This window comes from Edaphocola flava, from assembly GCF_004118155.1.
Lineage (GTDB): Bacteria > Bacteroidota > Bacteroidia > Chitinophagales > Chitinophagaceae > Edaphocola > Edaphocola flava.
On sequence record NZ_SAIQ01000002.1, the window covers coordinates 224,302 to 242,903 of the forward strand.

Genomic DNA, 18,602 nt, shown 5'->3' on the forward strand with positions numbered 1-18,602 from the left:
TTGATATTTAACCCACGTAATATAATAATAGCTATTGCATTAGTCGGAGCAGGTACTACATCAGTACCTGCTCAGTCTCTTGCTGACCTTAATGCTGCCAAGCGCTATGAAATAGATGCGAAGCGGCAGGGGGTGGATATGACCCGTGAAGAGGCAGTGCCTGCTTCCCGTGAGTTCATCCGTATTGATAGTACTTATTATGTTGGCTGGATGATACAAGGCATTTTTAATGCTGAACGTGCCGCAGATTATAATGGCTATAAGCTGGCAATTGCTCCTCTTGAAAAGGCATTGACGCTAATAGAGCGGGATTATGCAACCATTTTGCGCACCCGTACGGCCGATCCCCTGGAATATGTAAAGCTGTATAAGCGCCATGCGGATTACAGCAACACGGCCAACTATCTGTTTCAGGCTTATCAGAATGTGGAGCAGAACGAAAACAGCTATAAGCTACTGCGCAGGATACAGCAATGGAATATGCAGAAAGAGATTGTGCTGAATGGTTATAACATGCTTTCCTGGATTGTACACCGTAATCGTTTTTACACATACCGTACCTATGATTTTCTGAAGGGAAACCTGGAGGAGAATGAGGTATTGTCGGATCGTTTTCTAGATAGCTCTCTGGCGCGCATACAAGCAAATCAGTCGGTCAACAGGCAGGTGTTCCCTGAGTCTTCGTTGCAATATGAATTGCAAAATGTATATCATTATAAAGCCATTCTCCACGCTTATCATTTGCGTATAGATTCTGCCTTGTACTACTTCCGTCTTATGGAGAATGGCGGGCTGATGTCTTACAATAACTATGGAACCTTTTGCGCCATACAGGCTAAATTCAGTGAGGCCGAAGAGGCTTATGCAGTGGCCAGTATGCAGGATGCCGGAGATAAGCGCCTGCAGGAATGGGCTTACTACAGCTCCATTGTAGATATTTATAAAGGCATGCCTATGCAGGCTGCGATCAGTATGAGGGATATTATACATTCTGTGGGTTCTACTCCCGGATTTGGCTGGTATAATATAGCCCTGGCACGTGCCTGTAGTTATGAAGGAAATCTGGCGGAAAGCCAGCGCTTTCTGGATAAAGCAGCGCAGTTTAAAGAAGTGCATATTGGCACTACCCTTGGTGAGTCTCATTATGAATTCAGCATAAACCTGCTGCGGCTGATGAATAAGAAAAAGGAGATTCGGCAACAGCAGTTCGAAGATAAAAACTGGTGCTGGCATCCGCGTGCTTTGTGGAGTATTGCGATGCTGAAAGGAGAGGCTTACCTGCAACAGTACCTGGTAGCGAACCAGCTGGCGGCTAATCCTGAGCGGGAAAATGTAGTCTACAAGCTGTTCTCGACAGAAAGTACTATTTCCTGGGATGAGATCTGGTACCTGATCCGCGGCTACAGTACTGCATATTTTTATAATAAATTCGAAAGCCAGTTGAAGGTTGATCCCAGACCTAAGGTCTATAAATATTTCAATCTGTACCTCGCGCGCCTGGATATGGAGCAGGGGCATTACCAACGTGCTCAGGAGCGACTGGTACGTACCTTGTCATTTGCAGAAGATATTGAAGAGGATTATGAAAAGCTGTTCCTGGCAAGGGTTTATGAGGCATTGATTATCTGCGCTGATAAAAATGATCAGGATGCAATGTGGAAAAGCAGCCTGGTCAATATGTATCGCCTGTACCCGCAGTTAATGCCATATGCAGAATTCAAAATGCACTTCCGCCTGAAGGTTTCCGGTAGTAATAATGCGGTATTGTCTGCATTGAAAAAATATAATATTGACCTGGATGAGCAGGATGCAGCTTTGCCGCTGGTGTCTCTGAACTTTACTGCTGCCGGCAATAAAAAATCGGTAACTTATTCAGTTACCGATGCTGATGGAAAACGTATTGTATCGTCAACTACACTGGTGATCAATGATATTGATGAGACCGTACGCAGTATTGCTTATGGTTTATTTAAGATCCAGCCGCTCGACACGCAGCCCGATGTTAATCACGGAGGGTAGCGGATTCTCTCTCATAATCTGTTCCAGTTTTACCGTATATGTTCCCGTTTTAGAAAACTTCGGATAATCTTTCCCTGGTTTCAACAATATTTTATGTTCATAGATAGAGCCTATATCTGAGCCAAGCCATTGGCCATCTGTCGCTGCCAGCGGCGCTTCTATGCGAATACCTGCATCAAATTGTTTAGCTTCCGGTTGTTTGGTTTTAAACCTTACCCAAATATTAGAATTAGGGAAGGCCGCATCATGACGCAGGATCAGGTATACTTTATATTTCGCCGTTGTGTCGGGGATGTCAAACTGGAATTCCGGCTGGAATTTATAATCCCATTTGGCTCCGGGAATACCTACCTGTTTCTGGTACGCCGTTTCTGCAGGCTTTCCACAGGCTGCCAGCAATGTAATCGCAATGACCGGTAATGATTTAAAATATTTTTGCAGCAATAATTTCATGTCCTTGATTTTATACAATATTCAATACCTGTTCTTTCGCTTTTTCCAGTTCATCTTTCATCTGCACAACGATCTGCTGCATCGCTGCATCATTGGCTTTTGAACCCAGGGTGTTGATTTCACGACCTACTTCCTGCAGTACAAATCCCAGTTTTTTACCAATGCCTTCAGGTCCGGCTGTTTCGGCCAGTTCTTTGAAGTAGGTGCAGTGCGCTCTCAGTCTTTGTTTTTCTTCAGAAATATCTATTTTTTCAATATAGTAGATCAGTTCTTGCTCAAGGCGATTAGCATCCCATTTATCATTACCCACCCATTCTTCCAGCATAGTCACCAGGCGCTCTTTGATGCGCTCGATACGTTTTGGCTCATGTACCTCTGCCTGAATCAGTAATTTTTCGATCTGATCAATACGATCCAGCAGATCGGCACCTATAGGCTTTCCTTCAACCATACGGTGATTCACCAGCTGTTCTGCAGCAGTGTTTACCAGTCGCTCAATCACAGCCCAGTCTTCTTCCGTTACACTCTCTGCTTCCGGTGCTACTACTTCCGGTAGGCGCATCAGTGTAGGTAATATCTGTTCTTCAGCAAGACCTAATGCAGATGAGATTTCTTTTATAGAAGCATAGTAAGATTGCGCCAGGCTGGTATTGATTTTCATCGGCTTGGCTGCGCCATCCTGTTTTACAAATATGGCGATATCTACAGATCCGCGCTTCAGTTGTCGGGAAACGATTTTACGGATATCCGCTTCGTACGCTTTCAGTAATGGGTTTAATTTATTCGTAATCTCAAATTGCTTGCCATTCAGCGATTTCAGCTCTACAATAATTTCTTTATTTCCTGTATGTCCTTCTGCTTTACCAAAGCCGGTCATGGAGTATATCATATGTGTACTATGTTTTGAGGAACAAAAGTACTCAAATTATTATAAGCATTACAAATTTCCGAATGGCTATATTTACAAATATTTAAAGATAATGGAGTATACTTTTGACTTACTTTTGTGTTAACCACTAATTATATGTTGTTATGAGAAAATATTACATACTACCTGCCACATGTTTATCATTAGGATTTATGCTGCTGGCTTCCTGCAAAGGAGGAGAAACCGATAAGACTGATGCAAAGACGGCGGATACGGTGGAAACCGTTACTCCGGAGAAAACCGTTAAGATTGCACCGGTACCGGCCTCTCCAGACTTTCCTGATGCTGCACTGTCGATCAAAGATGTAAGCACAGAGCCGGTGGGCAAGGATTCTGTAAAAGTTACGATTAATTATACCGTAGCGAATTATGAACTGAAAAAACAAACTGAAGCTGCGGTATCTAAAGAATGTAACAATTCTGCACAGGGTCAGCATATTCACTTTATCCTGGACAATAAGCCATATACTGCTTTATATGAGCCTAAGCATACCTTTACCGTTGCGGTAAATTCTCAACATGATGTCATGTCTTTCCTTTCCCGCTCTTACCATGAGTCTGTAAAAGGTAAAAATGCAGGTATCCTGCTGCGTTTTGCGATTGATGCGAAAGGGACATATAAGAAACTGGACAATCCGACTACCCCAATGATCTTCTACAGCCGACCTAAAGGCGATTATGTAGGGAATGATACGAAGAATGTACTGCTGGATTTCTATGTATACAATACAACATTATCTGAAACCGGCGATAAAGTAAGGGCTACAATTAACGGCAATACTTTTATGATTAATAACTGGGCGCCACAGTTCATTCAGAATGCTCCTATGGGCACGATGAAAGTGAAGCTGGAGCTGCTGGATAAGGATGGTAAAGCGATCACAGGCGAGCATACAGTGGTTGAGCGTGATGTGCAGCTGGCACAACAAGAACCAATGAAATAAACGCTTCTTCAGCGATTTATAAACGATACAAATAAAGGGGCCTTCGATCATGATCGAAGGCCCCTTTATTATTGCATATTTTTGGTTCTATGCTTTAAGAATTAGATAATACACATGGTAGTCAAATATTTCGGAAATTTGCAGCCTAATCAGCTGAACATGAATTTTAAGAAGATAGTAGTTACTGCTGTGCTGGCTGCTGCCATCGCGAAACCGTCCCTGGCTCAGGAGCCGCCAAGACCCAAACTGGTTGTAGGTATTGTACTGGATCAGATGCGATGGGATTATCTATACCGTTATGCAGACCGCTATGGTAAAGGGGGCTTCAAGCGTTTGTTATCTGAAGGGTTTACCTGCGAAAATACTACCATCAATTACCTACCCACATATACAGCACCAGGTCACTCCTGTATCTATACCGGGTCTGTACCCGCGCTGCATGGTATAGCGGCTAACGAATGGATTGATAAACGTACCGGTAAGGAGGTTTATTGTACCGATGATGATGCCGTAAACAGTGTCGGTAACCAGAGCGATGCCGGTAAGATGAGCCCTAGAAATCTGCTGGCCACAACGGTTACAGATGAATTAAGACTCGCCACCAATTTCCGTGCAAAGACAGTAGGGGTGTCGCTGAAAGACAGAGGCTCGATCCTGCCTGCAGGACATACTGCTTCGGGTGCTTACTGGTTTGATGGTAAGGATGGTAAATTCATTACCAGTACTTTTTATACAGATAAATTACCTGCCTGGGTAGAAGCGTTTAATGGACGGAACTGTACAGACAGCCTGTTACTACAGGACTGGAGCACGCTATATCCTATCAATACTTATGTGCAAAGTACTGCTGATAATAATGCTTATGAAGGGAATCTGAAAGGGGAGACTGCTCCTGTATTCCCACATAAGCTGGCACAATTTTCCGGTAAGGATCGCGGCATTATCCGTACTACACCTTGGGGCAATACGCTGACCCGATTAATGGGTGAGGCAGCTATTGCAGGTGAGCAGATGGGTAAAGATGATATTACTGATTTCCTGGCAATCAGTTTTTCCAGCACCGATTATATCGGACATATGTACGGACCTAATGCGATCGAAGTGGAAGATTGCTACCTGCGTATGGATAAGGAGCTGGAGCTGTTCCTTAAATACCTGGACAAACAGGTAGGCAAGGGAAATTATACGGTGTTCCTGACTGCCGATCACGGCGGCGCACATAACGTAACCTTCCTGAAAGATCAGCGTATACCGGGCCAGAACTTTGATTCCCGAAAGGTGGGCAAACTGCTGAATGAGGAATTGAAAAAGCAGTTTAATGCCGATAGCATTGCTGTATTTGAGAACTACCAGGTATATTTTAATGAGGCGGTTATCACACGCAATAAGCTGGATGCAGAAGCCGTGAGTGAGGCTGCTAAACATATTATGGAGCAGGTAGAGCATGTCGCTTATGTACTGGACATGAAAGATAAGGACGGACATGTGCTGCCGGAGCAATTATGGCAGATGGCTGTGAATGGCTATAACCGTAAGCGCAGCGGTGATCTGCAGGTGATCCTGGAGCCCGGTCATTACAGCGGCTACGGTGGTACAGGTACTACACACGGTAGCTGGAATCCTTATGACGCGCATATTCCGCTGGTTTTTTATGGCTGGGGAATTAAGAAAGGGGCTAGCGTACAACCGTATCATATGACGGATATTGCTGCTACTATTGCTGCTCTGCTACACATTCAGGCACCGAATGCCAGCATTGGTACGCCGATCAGGGAGGTGCTGAAATAATCAAACGAGTTATTATACATAAAGAGGGCTGTCCATGACAGCCCTCTTTATGTATAATAACAAGATATATTTCTTTAGAAATTACTCATTACCGCTTGTACGGTGACCCTAGATTTCTGTTCCAGTAGTACTTTACGGTCTTTGGTCAGTCGCTCAAACGTAGGATCATTATAGTGACGGATGGTCAGCAATTCGGCATCCTCGTTTCTGCGGATCTGGTAGTTCAGGGAAAGATCGGAAATCAATGGTTCGATCTTAGCCGGATTGTTATCTACGCAGGCAATCAGACTGATCGCAGCATTCTGTAAAAGGTTGATCTTTACTTTATGCTGGTGGAATATTGTATATAATTCACTCAGCTTATCTTCTGTAACGAAGGAGTAGTCTTTACTGGTTACTTTCAGTAAGATCTGGTTTTTCTTCAAAACAATGATCGGTGGATAAGCCGTTTCTACTTCATTTTTGATCACAGTGCCTTGCAGACTTCTGTCCAGGAAACATTTTACATATAATGGTATACCATTATTATGCAGTGGCTTAATGGTTTTAGGGTGAATAACCTGTGCACCATAATAGGCCATTTCAATCACTTCATAGAAGCTGATCTGCTGGATCTTCTCTGTATTGGCAAATAATTTAGGATCGGCATTTAATAAACCTTCTACATCTTTCCAGATGGTCACGCTGTTGGCCGGTAACATGCTGGCAAATAATGCCGCTGAATAGTCAGAACCTTCACGACCCAGGGTAGTAGAGTAGTTCTCATCTGTACAACCGATAAAGCCCTGTGTAACGACTACCTGGTATTGCTGAAACAGGGGCAGTACTTTCTCCTTTACCTGTTTTGTAGTATACGCTTCATCAACCTGTGCATCACGGTACGTATTGTCTGTGCGTACAATATCACGGGCATCTACCCAGGCACTTGGCACCTGACGGCTATTAAGGAAGCTGTTGAAGATAGTGGTAGACAATAACTCTCCCAGGCATACGATCTGGTCATATACATAATCGAATGCGTACTGAGTTGCCGTATCGGCCGCCCATTGCATTTCGGTAAAGATCAGGTGCAGTTCTGCCTTTACTGTGTCCAGAGCTTCGCCTTGCAGTAAGGCTGCACAGTACTCATCATGTTGATCCTCTAACTGCTTTATCAACTCGCTGGTCTTTCGTTTATCTCCCTTGAATGCGGCCTTGACAACGTCTTCTAAAGCGTTAGTGGTCTTACCTAAGGCAGACACAACTACTAAAAGTGGTTTGTTGGCTTCCGCGATAATAGGAAGCAATTCGGTCATTCTCTCGGGAGTGGCAATGGATGCGCCACCAAATTTGTAAACTAGCAAGTTTTTAATGTTTGTTTAAAGGTTATAAAAATTAATGATTAAGATGATTTATTACTGTTATCCTGGTTAGGATTAGGGTTTGATCCAGGGTTAGGATTCGGTTTAGGCCTATTGGGCTTATGTTGCTTTTTAGGTTGTCCGCCTTCTCTTTTCTGCTGGGCATCGGCATTCCTGTTTTTCTGTCCCTCCGGATTCTGATTAGGCTTCTGCTGCTGTGGGGCAGTTTGCTGTTTTGGAGGAGCAGGTTTTGGGCTGCCTTGCTCGGTATTATTAGTATTATTATTGCCCTGGGCCTGTTTCTGATTAGGTTTGTTGCCTTTGGGTTTATTATTATTCCTATTCGGATTCTGGTTCTGATTTGGTCCGGCTTTCGCTTCTCCTTTCGGATTATTGCGGTTATTTTGCTCGCCGGCTTTGTTTTTCTGCTCAGATCCTTGTCCGCCTTTCTTGCGTTTTTTATTGTTGCTATTGCCTTTTAATGAAGACAGTTTGATCTGTCCTACATCATTAACAAAGCCCATATCTACACTCTTCTCCGGATCTTTGCTCTTCACCTGTATTTCTACCGCTTCCAGCTCTTCTGGCTTTTCGCCTTTGGCATTCAGGGTCAAAATTTCCTGTACACGCTCAATCGTCAGCGGATATTGTTTATTGCTGCCGGAGAAGCTGTACCACATCAGGTTTTTGAAAATGTCTTTCTTCTGCAGGAATGCTCTGCCTTGCTGTAATTCAATGCTTTCTGCATTTGGAGGGAAGCCTTTCAGGGCATCCATATAGGTATCCAGCTCGTAGTTGAGGCAACACTTCAGGCGGCCACACTGTCCGGATAATTTGGTCTGATTGATAGAAAGATTCTGATAACGGGCAGCAGTCGTATTGACCGTTTTGAAATCTGATAGCCATGAACTACAACATAATTCGCGTCCACAGGAACCGATACCACCAACTTTGGCGCTTTCCTGACGGGCACCGATCTGGCGCATTTCAATTTTGGCTTTGAATTCACTCGCGTATACCTTGATGAGCTCACGGAAATCGACACGGGCATCGGCAGTGTAGAAAAAAGTTACTTTTTTTCCGTCTGCCTGCCACTCTGCTTCAGCGATTTTCATCTCCAGGTTTACCTGTTTGGCAATAGCGCGGGAGCGGATCAGTGTTTCTTTTTCTGCTGCTTTCTGATGATGATGAGCATCCAGATCAGAAGGAGTTGCAGCTCTGAGGACTTTCTTTTCGACAGCCTCTTCTGTTACGGAGTATTTTTTTAATTGCAGCTTGACCAATTCTCCTGTCAGACTGATTTCGCCAACATCATAACCACCAACCCCTTCTACAGTGACCATTTCCCCTTTATGGAAAATAGTATTGGTGTTATTTTTGAAATAGTCTTTACGGCTTCCCTGGTTAAAGCTGACTTCTATTATGTTATATGGCTTTCCGAAATCGCTTAATGGAATTTCTGCCAGCCAATTAAATACATTTAAACGGTTACATCCACCCGAACTGCATCCGCCATTACTTTGGCAGCCAGAGGGTTTTCCGTTGTCGGTGGATACACCACAACTTCCACATCCCATATATGATATTTATAGAGACACCTTATTTTCTTAAAATAAGATGGTGAATTAATAATAATGAATAACCTACAAAAATAGCCAATTTGTGCCAGATTATAGCTATGCCGCTACATATTTAGCCATAAATAGAGTATTGTTGCTGCTATTCAGATGTTTATAATTGAAATACTTGATATTTCAGGCTACTTAAACAGGTCTGGCCCGTTCATATTGCTTCTGCCATTCTACAGAGGCGCCAAGTTCCGTAGCAGCGCGCAATGGGAAATAGGGATCTCTCAGTAGTACCCTGGCCAGGAAAATGAGATCGGCCTTACCAGCCTGGAGAATCTCTTCTGCCTGGGAGGCTTCTGTGATCAGCCCCACCGCTCCGGTCATAATGCCCGCCTGGTTACGTATAGCATCAGCAAATGGAACCTGGTAGTTAGGACCCACAGGGATCTCTGCATGGCGTACATTGGCGGCAGTAGAGCAATCGATCAGGTCGACGCCTTTTTCTTTCAGGATTTTGCCTAATGCTATAGAATCAGGAGTATCCCAGCCTTCGGTGCCCATCCAGTCCGTTGCTGATATGCGAACGAACAGTGGCAGATCAGCAGGCCAGACTTCCTGAACCCCGGCAATGATTTCCAAGAGAAAACGGATGCGGTTCTCAAAGCTACCACCATACTCATCCGTACGCTGATTAGATAAGGGAGAGTAGAATTCATGGATCAGGTAGCCATGGGCAGCATGAATCTCAACGACTTCATAACCTGCCTCTAGGGCTCTTTGTGCAGCAGCTTTAAAATCCTGAACCAGTGCCTTGATTTCTGTTATAGTCAATTCATGAGGAATAATATCTCTCTCATGAAAAGGAATAGGAGAGGGGGCTACAGTTTGCCAGCTATCTGGGCCTTCCTGTATCTGCCATCCTTTATTCCAGGATACTTCGCAACTGGCTTTTCTGCCGGCATGTGCCAGCTGGATACCCGGTACACATCCGTATTTTTTTATTGCAGAAACGATTGGTTTATATTGCTCTGTATGTGCATCGCTCCATATACCCAGGTCTGCATAGCTAATGCGCCCTTCGGGGGTCACAGCAGTAGCCTCCTGGATGATGAGGCCGGCACCACCAATAGCGCGGCTCGTATAATGGACATAGTGCCAGTCGTTGGGCAGACCGTCTATGGCACTATACATACACATAGGCGACATCACCAGCCTGTTTTTAAGGGTAATGGATTTTATAGTAAGAGGGGTGAATAATAAGGACATAATTATATATTATAATGTATCAGTAATAAAAAAGGATGGTTACGATACCATCCTTTTAGTTTTTTAGTTTTCGTCATCGTTTAGCAGGCGTAATTCTACTGTTTCTGCAGAGTTACGGTACATTTTCAGGATAATTACCTCATATTCATTAATATTGAGGCGATCTCCTTCTTTACACTCATTTCCTTCCATGAATTCGGAAATCAGTCCGGCAAGTGTTTCAAAGTGTTCACTTTCTTCGAATTTGTACGGAATGTATTTATTGATATCTATAATAGACTGGTGTGCATCAACAATATAAGTACCTTGCGGGGTTTTTTCCACAATAGGCTTTTCGTTGTCATACTCATCCTGGATTTCTCCCACGAGTTCTTCAAGAATGTCTTCCATTGTTACAATACCCGATAGTTCACCTGTTTCGTTGGTAACGATGGCCATATGGATATGTTTTTTCTGGAAATCTTTCAGCAGATTCTTGATCTTGGTTGTTTCGGCAATAAAAGTAGCTTTTCTTAAGAATGGAGCAATATTGGCGTCCTCTTCACCGGCAAGTAGTCTTTTGACCAAGTCTTTGGTATATACGACTCCTTTAATATTATCCATAGTCTCCTGGTATACAGGGAAACGGGTATAGCCTTCATTAATTGCGAAATCCAATGCCTCTTTTACACTCATGTCCACATCTATTGCGGAAATGTTTTTGCGTAGTGTCTGGATATGGAAAACTCTTCTGTCGTCAAAATCAAATACATTCTGGATAAGATCTCTTTCTGTCTGTTCGATAGCGCCACCTTCCTGGCTTTCTGAAATGATCATTTTCAGCTCTTCTTCCGAGTGGATTTCTGAGCCATGCATTGGTTTTATACCAATCAGCCTCAGAATACTATTCGCCAAACCATTCATCATCCAGATGATCGGACGGAAAATAAAATAGAATATTTTCAATGGCCAGGAAACGTAAATGGTTGTATTTGTCGGATACCTGATCGCCAGTGATTTAGGAGCTAATTCTCCAAAGACAATATGTAAAACAGTAATAATTGCAAAGGCAACAGGTACGGCAGCTTTGTTTGCAGCGGCTTCAGAAATGTCAAGGCTTAATGCATCAAATAGATTTTTGATGAGTGCTGTCATAACTTCTTCACCAACCCAACCCAGACCAAGTGAGGCTAGGGTAATACCTAATTGTGTTGCTGCAAGGTAAGAGTCAAGATTGTTTACGATGGATTTGGCAACGCCGGCCATGCTTTTACTCAGGTCAGTACGCACTTCGATCTGGGATACGCGCACCTTAACAATAGCAAACTCGGCTGCTACAAAAAAGCCATTAAGTAAAACAAGGAATAGGGTTACAAGAATTTCCCAAGAGTGTACCGGGGTTGTAGTTAAAAATACCGAGGGAGGTATATCTGTGTTCATTTAAAATAATGATATGGTAAGTTTACGAAATTATGATTATTAATTTTATATCCCAAAAATCTGAGGACATGTACATATATTATAACATAAATATTACATTTCTGTCGCTTCAGGCACTATAATTTCCGAGGTTCCGCCTTCATCATTCCGTTCGAAGATGAAATTGTTTCGACCTTCTCCCACCAGGAGATTGATCATCTTTTGCTGTACCATTTCCAGTAAGGCCAGGAAGGTGAAAATAGCTTGTATACGGTCATTCATCTGTGCAAAAAGCTCTTCAAAAGACGATTTTTCGCTCTGTAACAAGTATTCGCTCAGGTAGGCCCTTTGGCTTTCCATAGAATAATTATATTTCACTACCACATGTTGCGGTTTGTTATGTCTTTCCAGAAAGCGTTTCATAACCCGCTCAAAAGTATTGACGAGTTTGTAGAGTGTAACGGTCTGAATCTCTGTGCCTTCTGCATGCTGATGTCCAAGTGCATCCAGCTCCTGTTTGATATTACCGCGTTTTTGTCTCAGCAGGCGCTCTGCTTCCAGTGCTGCCATTTGCTCAGAAGCCTCTTTAAATCTCTTATACTCCAATAGCTTGTTTACCAGTTCTTGCCTCGGATCTATTTCATTACCCGAAGCATCCAGTTCTCTGCGTGGCAGAAGCATTTTGGCTTTGATACGCATCAGGGTGGAAATAAACAGGATGAACTCACTGGCCATCTCAATATTTAAGGTTTCCATTTGGTGAATAAATGCCAGGAAATCCTTAGTGATCTGGTTTATCGGAATATTATAAATATCCAGCTCATCCCGCTCAATGAAGAACAGTAATAAGTCGAAAGGGCCTTCGAATTGGGGTAATTTGATAAAATAGGCTTCAGACATTGATCAAAACTACATTTTTTTTAATTACCATAATGCATAAGTTGCATCAGGTAAACTTTGGCCAAAGGTGCATACAAAGCAAGGGCAAAAAGCAGGGCACAGATCATTAAATGCTTGATCCACACTGAGTAATTACCGATCCTGTTATCTCCGGGTTTAGAAGCCGGTTGTTTGCTCAGCCTTGCTGTACGTACCCAGGCAATTCCTATCGAGATGGTAGCGGTAAATGCTCCCCAGAAGGAAAATGCCGTTCCTCCCGGACTTTCTTCCGTCAGATTGAGCGGAAGAACGATGGCAAAGGTTCCAAAAACAGCAAGAACTAACAATATCATCAGTATTTTGCGATATACATTAAGATAGGTGCGCATAAAGCGGTATTCCCGATCTGTTTCTTTCCGTTTCGCCAGCTTGCGCACCAGAAAGTAGAGCAAGATAATAATGCATAGCAGTAGCGATAAGGCAATGACCTTCATGGTTAGTGCAAAAAGATACAATACAGCTAAGAGTATTATCCAGCCCATGAATTACTTCTTCTTTTTAGGCACTTCGATGACCAGGTTAGGAGTGTCTTTGATCGCCGTAAAGCCCCCAAGGACATTACGTACATTATGAAACCCTTCTTTTTTCATAATAGAACAGGCGATAACACTTCTGTATCCGCCACCACAATATACATACATATTGGCTTCATCATCCAATTGAGCAATCTGGAAGGTATCGGTCAGCTTTGCCAGAGGGAAGTTCTCTGCATCCTTAACGTGAGCCGCATCAAATTCGTCTTCTTTACGTACGTCTATAATAGATAACTTATCATCGAAAGGGATATCCAGCGCCAGCTCATCACTTGTAATATCAATGATCATGTCTATAGGCTTTCCGGCCTCCTGCCAGGCGTCATATCCTCCCTTCAGGTAGCCATCTATATGGATGTATTCCAATGCTTTCCATGCTTTCACTGTTGCGGCTTCCTCACCTTTAGGCGTAATGAACAGGATGTGTTTGTCTTTAGAGATCAATTGTTCTGCCCATTGTGCCCATTGACCGTTGTTGCCGATATTTACCGAGCCTGGAACGAAACCTAAAGTAAAGGTTGTTGACGGGCGGGTATCAATTATAATTATATCTTCTTTTTTTGCTTGTTCGAATTCGGTAACGCTTAACGCTTTCATAAATATTAAATGTAATTGAAGGTGCGGATTTAATTTCGATGCAAAGTTACTTTTTTCCTTACAAAACATTTTCTGCCATTTGTATCCCCATTCGTGGAAATAAAAACTATTTTTGCCCCGTTTAATTATAGCAAGACATGGGTTTAATAGACTTTATTATGCATATCGATCAGCATCTGCTGACGCTGATCCGGGATTATAACCAGTGGATATACCTGATCCTGTTTCTGATCATTTTTGTGGAAACGGGTTTGGTTATCATGCCCTTTCTTCCGGGCGACTCTTTATTGTTTGCGGTAGGCATGTTCTCTGCAATGGGGTCCCTGGATATTTATACCAGTATTGGTATAATGCTTGTGGCTGCTATTTTGGGAGATGCCTGTAATTATTTTATTGGTAAATATTTAGGGGAGCGTTTTGTACAGATGCGCCTGTTCGGAAGGCAATTGGTCAAACCGGAATACATCAATAAAACCCATGCGTTCTATGAGAAGCATGGCCCCCAAACAATTATCATAGCCCGCTTTGTACCTATTGTGCGTACTTTTGCACCATTTGTGGCAGGCGTAGGTAAGATGCGATATGTGACTTTCCTGACTTATAACATTATCGGAGGCACAGTCTGGGTGCTGGGTATTGTGCTTGCAGGATACTTTCTGGGTAATATTCCGGTGATTAAAAACAATTTTGAAAAGGTAGTTTTAGGAATCATCCTGCTTTCGGTGCTGCCGATTATTATCGGAATGTTGAAAAACAAGAAAGCCAAACCAGTTGCAGAGCAATAATGATAATACATTTTAATGTTAATTATTGTGAACAGGAAAGCATAATTCATGTGAATGATTTATAATTGTGTTTCAATTGATAACATTTTAAAAACAATCTTCATGAAAAAAATGATCCTGGCTTTGAGCACGATTTTAATTTGTGCCCAGGCGGCATCTGCAAATGCAGGTGATGATAAAAGAGCTGCAGCTGCAACAAAATTTAAAGAAGAGTGTAGTGCTGATATGGTTAAAGAAGGCTTGACTAAAGAAATTGCCACTAAATTCTGCGACTGTTATGTTGATAATATTATGAAAGTATTGACGGATAAAGAGGTAGAAACACTGGAAAAGTTAGGTGAAAATGACCAGCCGGAAAAAGAACTGGGAGATAAGATGGAGAAAGCTGGAATGTCCTGTGTAGAGATTTTATCTGGTGGGGCACAATAATAATTGTTATAATAAATTACATAAAACAGATAAGGTGACCGGATTTCCGGTCACCTTATCTGTTTTATGTAATTAGTATTTATTAGCGACTGCTTTTTGAGCTTTTGATGGCGAAGTTAAAACCGAAGTTGAAACCAACTGGTATAGGCTCGTTGTAGGGTTCGATGCCAGGGTCCTGCTTTACCGCCTCCCAGTCTTTTTTGAAGTCCGGATGCCAGATCCCGTATTGTATACCAAAGAATAATTTGTTGCCGCCGCGGCCAACTTTCAAGTCTGCTCCGATTCCCGCACTGGGACCAGCATATATTTTATTATACTGACGGACACCGTCAACGTAGATTGCAGCATTGCTGCCGTACATTGCGTATATCAATGGGCTGAATCTGCGGGTGGGCAATAATTTAGCGGTGGCACCGAAAGTGTACCCAAGTCCACTCATATAATATCCGGCTCCGGCAAATGCGCTGAAATGCTTAACAAAAACATATTCTGCTTTAATTCCGGCAATACCACCATATGTGATACCGATACCGGGTCCGATGTAGAGTTTTGGAGATGCTGGAGGGGTTGGGGTTGGGGTTGGGGTTTGTTCTTGCGCGGTTGCTGTACCGGCAATCAGGCATATCAAGCCTGCAGTGATGAAACAGGTGATTTTATTCATGAGATTTTCAAAATGTCAGGGCATAAAAAAAAGGCAAGTTACTTACATCGCACCGCTCAACCATCTATCCTTGCTGCATTCCTGCCCTGGGGAAGTTCAATAGGAGCTGGTCGTATAAGACTTGCCGGCTGCAAATGTAGGGCTTTTTTTTTATTCAGAAAAATCTTTTGTGCATTGTTTTTTTTGATGTGGAAAACTAAAAAACTGATTCTTTCTGGTTTCTTAAAAATCTTTATCTTTGCACGACCGATTTTCGAAACGCTTTCTCTTCTTCGTTTCTTTTTTATTTGCCGGTTGATATAACATATATTATGAATACTAAATATATATTTGTAACCGGTGGGGTTACTTCTTCTTTAGGTAAAGGTATCATTGCCGCATCATTAGCCAAATTGTTACAGGCGCGTGGTTACAGAGCCACCATTCAAAAGTTCGATCCGTATATTAACGTAGATCCGGGTACTTTGAATCCTTACGAGCATGGCGAATGTTATGTTACAGATGATGGTGCCGAAACCGATCTTGATCTGGGTCACTATGAGCGCTTTTTAGGAGTGCCTACATCTCAGGCCAACAATGTTACTACCGGACGTGTATATCAGTATGTCATCAATCGCGAGCGTGAAGGTGCTTATTTAGGTAAGACAGTACAGGTTATTCCTCATATCACCGATGAGATCAAACGCAGAATGCGTCTGTTGGGTGAGAATGGCGAATATGATGTAGTGATCACCGAATTGGGTGGTACTGCCGGTGATATCGAGTCCTTACCTTATATCGAGGCTGTACGTCAGCTGAAATGGGAGTTAGGCGACGAGAATTGTATTGTGGTACACCTTACCTTAATTCCTTACTTAAGCGCTGCTAAAGAGCTGAAAACAAAGCCTACCCAGCACTCTGTTAAGTTATTGAGTGAGAATGGTGTGCATCCTGATGTTTTGGTTTGTCGTACAGAGCATCCTTTGTATAAAGATCTGAAACGCAAGATCGCTTTGTTCTGTAATGTTACTACCGATGCAGTAATTGAAGCTATGGATGCAGATAGTATCTATAGTGTACCATTGGAAATGATGAAGGAAAAACTGGATGAGATCTGTTTGAAAAAACTGAATTTATCTTTAGGTAATGATCCTGATTTGACCAACTGGAAAGAGTTCCTGAATAAATTAAGATACCCTAAATCGACTGTTACCATCGGTTTGATCGGTAAGTACGTTGAATTACAGGATGCTTATAAATCTATCCTGGAAGGATTCATTCATGCAGGAGCCATGAATGAATGTAAGGTAATCGTGAAAAATATTCACTCCGAATTACTTACTGACGAGAATGTTAGTGATAAACTGCAGGAACTGGATGGTGTTCTGGTGGCACCAGGGTTTGGTAGCCGTGGTATCGAAGGTAAGATCACTGCCATTCAATATGCAAGAGAAAATAACATTCCATTCTTTGGTATTTGTTTAGGTATGCAATGTGCTGCAATTGAATTTGCCAGAAATGTACTGGGCCATAAAGATGCACATTCTACAGAGATGGACGAGCATACTGCTCATCCTGTAATTCACCTGATGGATGACCAGAAAAATGTATCTCAGAAAGGTGGTACGATGCGTCTGGGTGCTTACAATTGTGATGTAATGCCGGGAACTAAGCTTGCTGCTGCATATGGAGCAACGCAAATCAAAGAACGTCACCGTCATCGTTACGAATTTAATAATGCCTATTTACAGGCATTTGAAGAGGCTGGTATGATTGCTTCTGGTAAGAATCCGGAAAGCGGGCTGGTAGAAACAATCGAGTTGAAAGATCATCCATTCTACATTGGCGCACAATTCCATCCTGAATATAAGAGCACTGTGCTGAATCCGCATCCATTATTTGTGGCATTCGTTAAAGCAGCAAAGGAAAAGAAAGGAGAAGCCTAATTTTTAGGTTTGTCAATCTTTTTGTACTTTCGCCAAGCAAAAAAAGAAAAAATAATATTTTAAAATCAAAAAATAATCGCAATGGCTGTATTAGTCAACAAAGACTCTAAAGTAATTGTACAGGGATTTACCGGTACAGAGGGTACTTTCCACGCAACACAAATGATTGAATATGGTACAAACGTTGTAGGCGGTGTAACACCAAATAAAGGTGGCACGACGCATTTAGATCGTCCTGTATTCAATACCGTAAAAGATGCTGTAGTTTCTACCGGAGCTGATACATCTATCATTTTTGTACCACCTGCATTTGCTGCAGATGCGGTAATGGAAGCTTCTGATGCTGGCATCAAAACAATTATCTGTATTACAGAAGGTATTCCAGTGCAAGATATGGTTAAGGCCCGCGAATATATTAAAGGAAAAGATTCTCGCCTGATCGGACCTAACTGCCCTGGTGTTATTACTGCCGGTGAAGCAAAAGTTGGTATCATGCCAGGTTTCGTATTTGAAAAAGGTAAAATCGGTATCGTATCTAAATCTGGTACTTTAACTTATGAAGCTGCTGACCAAGTCGTTAAAGCTGGTTTAGGTGTTTCTACTGCTATCGGTATCGGTGGTGATCCTATTATCGGTACTACTACCAAAGAGGCTGTTGAACTGTTAATGAATGATCCTGAAACTGAGGGTATTATCATGATCGGTGAGATCGGTGGTAACATGGAAGCAGAAGCAGCTACATGGCTGAAAGATAATATGCGTAAACCTGTAGTAGGTTTCATCGCTGGCCAAACTGCGCCTCCGGGTCGCCGTATGGGCCACGCCGGTGCAATCATTGGTGGTGCTGATGATACAGCAGAAGCTAAAATGAAAATTATGGGTGAGTGTGGTATTCACGTAGTAGCGAGCCCTGCTGATATTGGTAAAACAATGGCTTCAGTATTGAACAAATAAAAAGTTTATTGATAATCATACAGAAAAAAATGCACTCTCGATGAGAGTGCATTTTTTTCTGTATGAACTACGTAA

Annotated in this window: 17 protein-coding genes and 1 other RNA gene; 7 read left to right on the top strand and 11 right to left on the bottom strand. The window is 42.5% G+C overall.

Annotated elements, in window-relative coordinates:
• Positions 1–2,019, top strand: coding sequence for a hypothetical protein (locus EMP01_RS07205; RefSeq protein WP_129020835.1), 2,019 nt, complete (start codon positions 1–3; stop codon positions 2,017–2,019).
• Here the strand turns inward: EMP01_RS07205 and EMP01_RS07210 are convergent.
• Both EMP01_RS07210 and EMP01_RS07215 read right to left on the bottom strand, forming a co-directional pair.
• The gene (locus EMP01_RS07210; protein WP_129020836.1) at positions 1,966–2,472 is read right to left on the bottom strand and encodes a gliding motility lipoprotein GldH; all 507 of its coding nucleotides are present in this window, start codon (positions 2,470–2,472) and stop codon (positions 1,966–1,968) included. The genes EMP01_RS07205 and EMP01_RS07210 overlap by 54 nt on opposite strands.
• Before the next feature lie 10 nt (positions 2,473–2,482).
• The gene (locus EMP01_RS07215) at positions 2,483–3,361 is read right to left on the bottom strand and encodes a YicC/YloC family endoribonuclease (RefSeq protein ID WP_129020837.1); all 879 of its coding nucleotides are present in this window, start codon (positions 3,359–3,361) and stop codon (positions 2,483–2,485) included.
• A gap of 143 nt (positions 3,362–3,504) precedes the next feature.
• Here EMP01_RS07215 and EMP01_RS07220 point away from each other — a divergent pair, with 143 nt between their 5' ends.
• Together EMP01_RS07220 and pafA are read left to right on the top strand one after the other, a co-directional pair.
• Complete coding sequence (locus EMP01_RS07220; RefSeq protein WP_129020838.1) at positions 3,505–4,344, top strand: hypothetical protein; 840 nt, start codon at positions 3,505–3,507, stop codon at positions 4,342–4,344.
• 159 nt (positions 4,345–4,503) lie between these two features.
• Positions 4,504–6,132 carry an alkaline phosphatase PafA gene (gene pafA / locus EMP01_RS07225; protein WP_129020839.1) on the top strand — a complete coding sequence of 543 codons (1,629 nt, stop codon included), beginning with the start codon at positions 4,504–4,506 and terminating at the stop codon, positions 6,130–6,132.
• A gap of 74 nt (positions 6,133–6,206) precedes the next feature.
• Here the strand turns inward: pafA and EMP01_RS07230 are convergent, their stop codons facing one another.
• The 7 genes from EMP01_RS07230 to EMP01_RS07260 all read right to left on the bottom strand — a co-directional run bounded on the left by EMP01_RS07230 (position 6,207) and on the right by EMP01_RS07260 (position 13,773).
• Positions 6,207–7,475 carry an aspartate kinase gene (locus tag EMP01_RS07230; RefSeq protein WP_129020840.1) on the bottom strand — a complete coding sequence of 423 codons (1,269 nt, stop codon included), beginning with the start codon at positions 7,473–7,475 and terminating at the stop codon, positions 6,207–6,209.
• Between the two features lie 38 nt (positions 7,476–7,513).
• A complete protein-coding gene (locus tag EMP01_RS07235) occupies positions 7,514–9,049 on the bottom strand; it encodes a PSP1 domain-containing protein (RefSeq protein WP_129020841.1) in 1,536 nt (511 codons plus the stop codon).
• 186 nt (positions 9,050–9,235) lie between these two features.
• Positions 9,236–10,306, bottom strand: coding sequence for an NADPH dehydrogenase NamA (gene namA / locus EMP01_RS07240; RefSeq protein WP_129020842.1), 1,071 nt, complete (start codon positions 10,304–10,306; stop codon positions 9,236–9,238).
• Positions 10,307–10,369: 63 nt separating this feature from the next.
• Positions 10,370–11,725: a hemolysin family protein gene (locus EMP01_RS07245; protein WP_129020843.1), complete on the bottom strand. Its 1,356-nt coding sequence runs from the start codon at positions 11,723–11,725 to the stop codon at positions 10,370–10,372.
• 93 nt (positions 11,726–11,818) lie between these two features.
• On the bottom strand, positions 11,819–12,604 hold the full coding sequence (locus tag EMP01_RS07250; RefSeq protein WP_129020844.1) for a segregation and condensation protein A: 786 nt from the start codon (positions 12,602–12,604) through the stop codon (positions 11,819–11,821).
• A 20-nt stretch (positions 12,605–12,624) separates the two neighbouring features.
• Positions 12,625–13,125 carry a hypothetical protein gene (locus EMP01_RS07255; RefSeq protein ID WP_129020845.1) on the bottom strand — a complete coding sequence of 167 codons (501 nt, stop codon included), beginning with the start codon at positions 13,123–13,125 and terminating at the stop codon, positions 12,625–12,627.
• 3 nt (positions 13,126–13,128) lie between these two features.
• Positions 13,129–13,773 (bottom strand): rhodanese-like domain-containing protein, encoded by a 645-nt coding sequence (locus tag EMP01_RS07260; RefSeq protein ID WP_161971250.1) that lies wholly within the window; start codon positions 13,771–13,773, stop codon positions 13,129–13,131.
• A gap of 137 nt (positions 13,774–13,910) precedes the next feature.
• Here EMP01_RS07260 and EMP01_RS07265 point away from each other — a divergent pair, with 137 nt between their 5' ends.
• Both EMP01_RS07265 and EMP01_RS07270 read left to right on the top strand, forming a co-directional pair.
• A complete protein-coding gene (locus tag EMP01_RS07265) occupies positions 13,911–14,558 on the top strand; it encodes a DedA family protein (RefSeq protein WP_129020847.1) in 648 nt (215 codons plus the stop codon).
• Positions 14,559–14,660: 102 nt separating this feature from the next.
• Positions 14,661–14,987, top strand: a complete 327-nt coding sequence (locus tag EMP01_RS07270; protein WP_129020848.1) for a hypothetical protein — start codon at positions 14,661–14,663, stop codon at positions 14,985–14,987.
• 82 nt (positions 14,988–15,069) lie between these two features.
• Here the strand turns inward: EMP01_RS07270 and EMP01_RS07275 are convergent, their stop codons facing one another.
• Together EMP01_RS07275 and ffs are read right to left on the bottom strand one after the other, a co-directional pair.
• Positions 15,070–15,648, bottom strand: coding sequence for a hypothetical protein (locus tag EMP01_RS07275; RefSeq protein WP_129020849.1), 579 nt, complete (start codon positions 15,646–15,648; stop codon positions 15,070–15,072).
• A 28-nt stretch (positions 15,649–15,676) separates the two neighbouring features.
• Positions 15,677–15,775: signal recognition particle sRNA small type (ffs, locus tag EMP01_RS07280), an RNA gene on the bottom strand.
• 184 nt (positions 15,776–15,959) lie between these two features.
• Between ffs and EMP01_RS07285 the strand changes: the two genes are divergently transcribed.
• Both EMP01_RS07285 and sucD read left to right on the top strand, forming a co-directional pair.
• Positions 15,960–17,573, top strand: a complete 1,614-nt coding sequence (locus EMP01_RS07285; protein ID WP_129020850.1) for a CTP synthase — start codon at positions 15,960–15,962, stop codon at positions 17,571–17,573.
• Between the two features lie 81 nt (positions 17,574–17,654).
• On the top strand, positions 17,655–18,527 hold the full coding sequence (gene sucD, locus EMP01_RS07290; RefSeq protein WP_129020851.1) for a succinate--CoA ligase subunit alpha: 873 nt from the start codon (positions 17,655–17,657) through the stop codon (positions 18,525–18,527).
• Positions 18,528–18,602: the final 75 nt, after the last annotated feature.

Bases quoted from the DNA above. Each gene is read 5' to 3' on its own strand.
- EMP01_RS07250 (WP_129020844.1), bottom strand. From the start codon at position 12,604: ATGTCTGAAGCCTATTTTATCAAATTACCCCAATTCGAAGGCCCTTTC.
- EMP01_RS07210 (WP_129020836.1), bottom strand. From the start codon at position 2,472: ATGAAATTATTGCTGCAAAAATATTTTAAATCATTACCGGTCATTGCG.
- EMP01_RS07285 (WP_129020850.1), top strand. From the start codon at position 15,960: ATGAATACTAAATATATATTTGTAACCGGTGGGGTTACTTCTTCTTTA.
- EMP01_RS07275 (WP_129020849.1), bottom strand. From the start codon at position 15,648: ATGAATAAAATCACCTGTTTCATCACTGCAGGCTTGATATGCCTGATT.
- EMP01_RS07260 (WP_161971250.1), bottom strand. From the start codon at position 13,773: ATGAAAGCGTTAAGCGTTACCGAATTCGAACAAGCAAAAAAAGAAGAT.
- EMP01_RS07255 (WP_129020845.1), bottom strand. From the start codon at position 13,125: ATGGGCTGGATAATACTCTTAGCTGTATTGTATCTTTTTGCACTAACC.
- namA (WP_129020842.1), bottom strand. From the start codon at position 10,306: ATGTCCTTATTATTCACCCCTCTTACTATAAAATCCATTACCCTTAAA.
- EMP01_RS07245 (WP_129020843.1), bottom strand. From the start codon at position 11,725: ATGAACACAGATATACCTCCCTCGGTATTTTTAACTACAACCCCGGTA.
- EMP01_RS07265 (WP_129020847.1), top strand. From the start codon at position 13,911: ATGGGTTTAATAGACTTTATTATGCATATCGATCAGCATCTGCTGACG.
- EMP01_RS07270 (WP_129020848.1), top strand. From the start codon at position 14,661: ATGAAAAAAATGATCCTGGCTTTGAGCACGATTTTAATTTGTGCCCAG.
- sucD (WP_129020851.1), top strand. From the start codon at position 17,655: ATGGCTGTATTAGTCAACAAAGACTCTAAAGTAATTGTACAGGGATTT.
- pafA (WP_129020839.1), top strand. From the start codon at position 4,504: ATGAATTTTAAGAAGATAGTAGTTACTGCTGTGCTGGCTGCTGCCATC.
- EMP01_RS07235 (WP_129020841.1), bottom strand. From the start codon at position 9,049: ATGGGATGTGGAAGTTGTGGTGTATCCACCGACAACGGAAAACCCTCT.
- EMP01_RS07215 (WP_129020837.1), bottom strand. From the start codon at position 3,361: ATGATATACTCCATGACCGGCTTTGGTAAAGCAGAAGGACATACAGGA.
- EMP01_RS07220 (WP_129020838.1), top strand. From the start codon at position 3,505: ATGAGAAAATATTACATACTACCTGCCACATGTTTATCATTAGGATTT.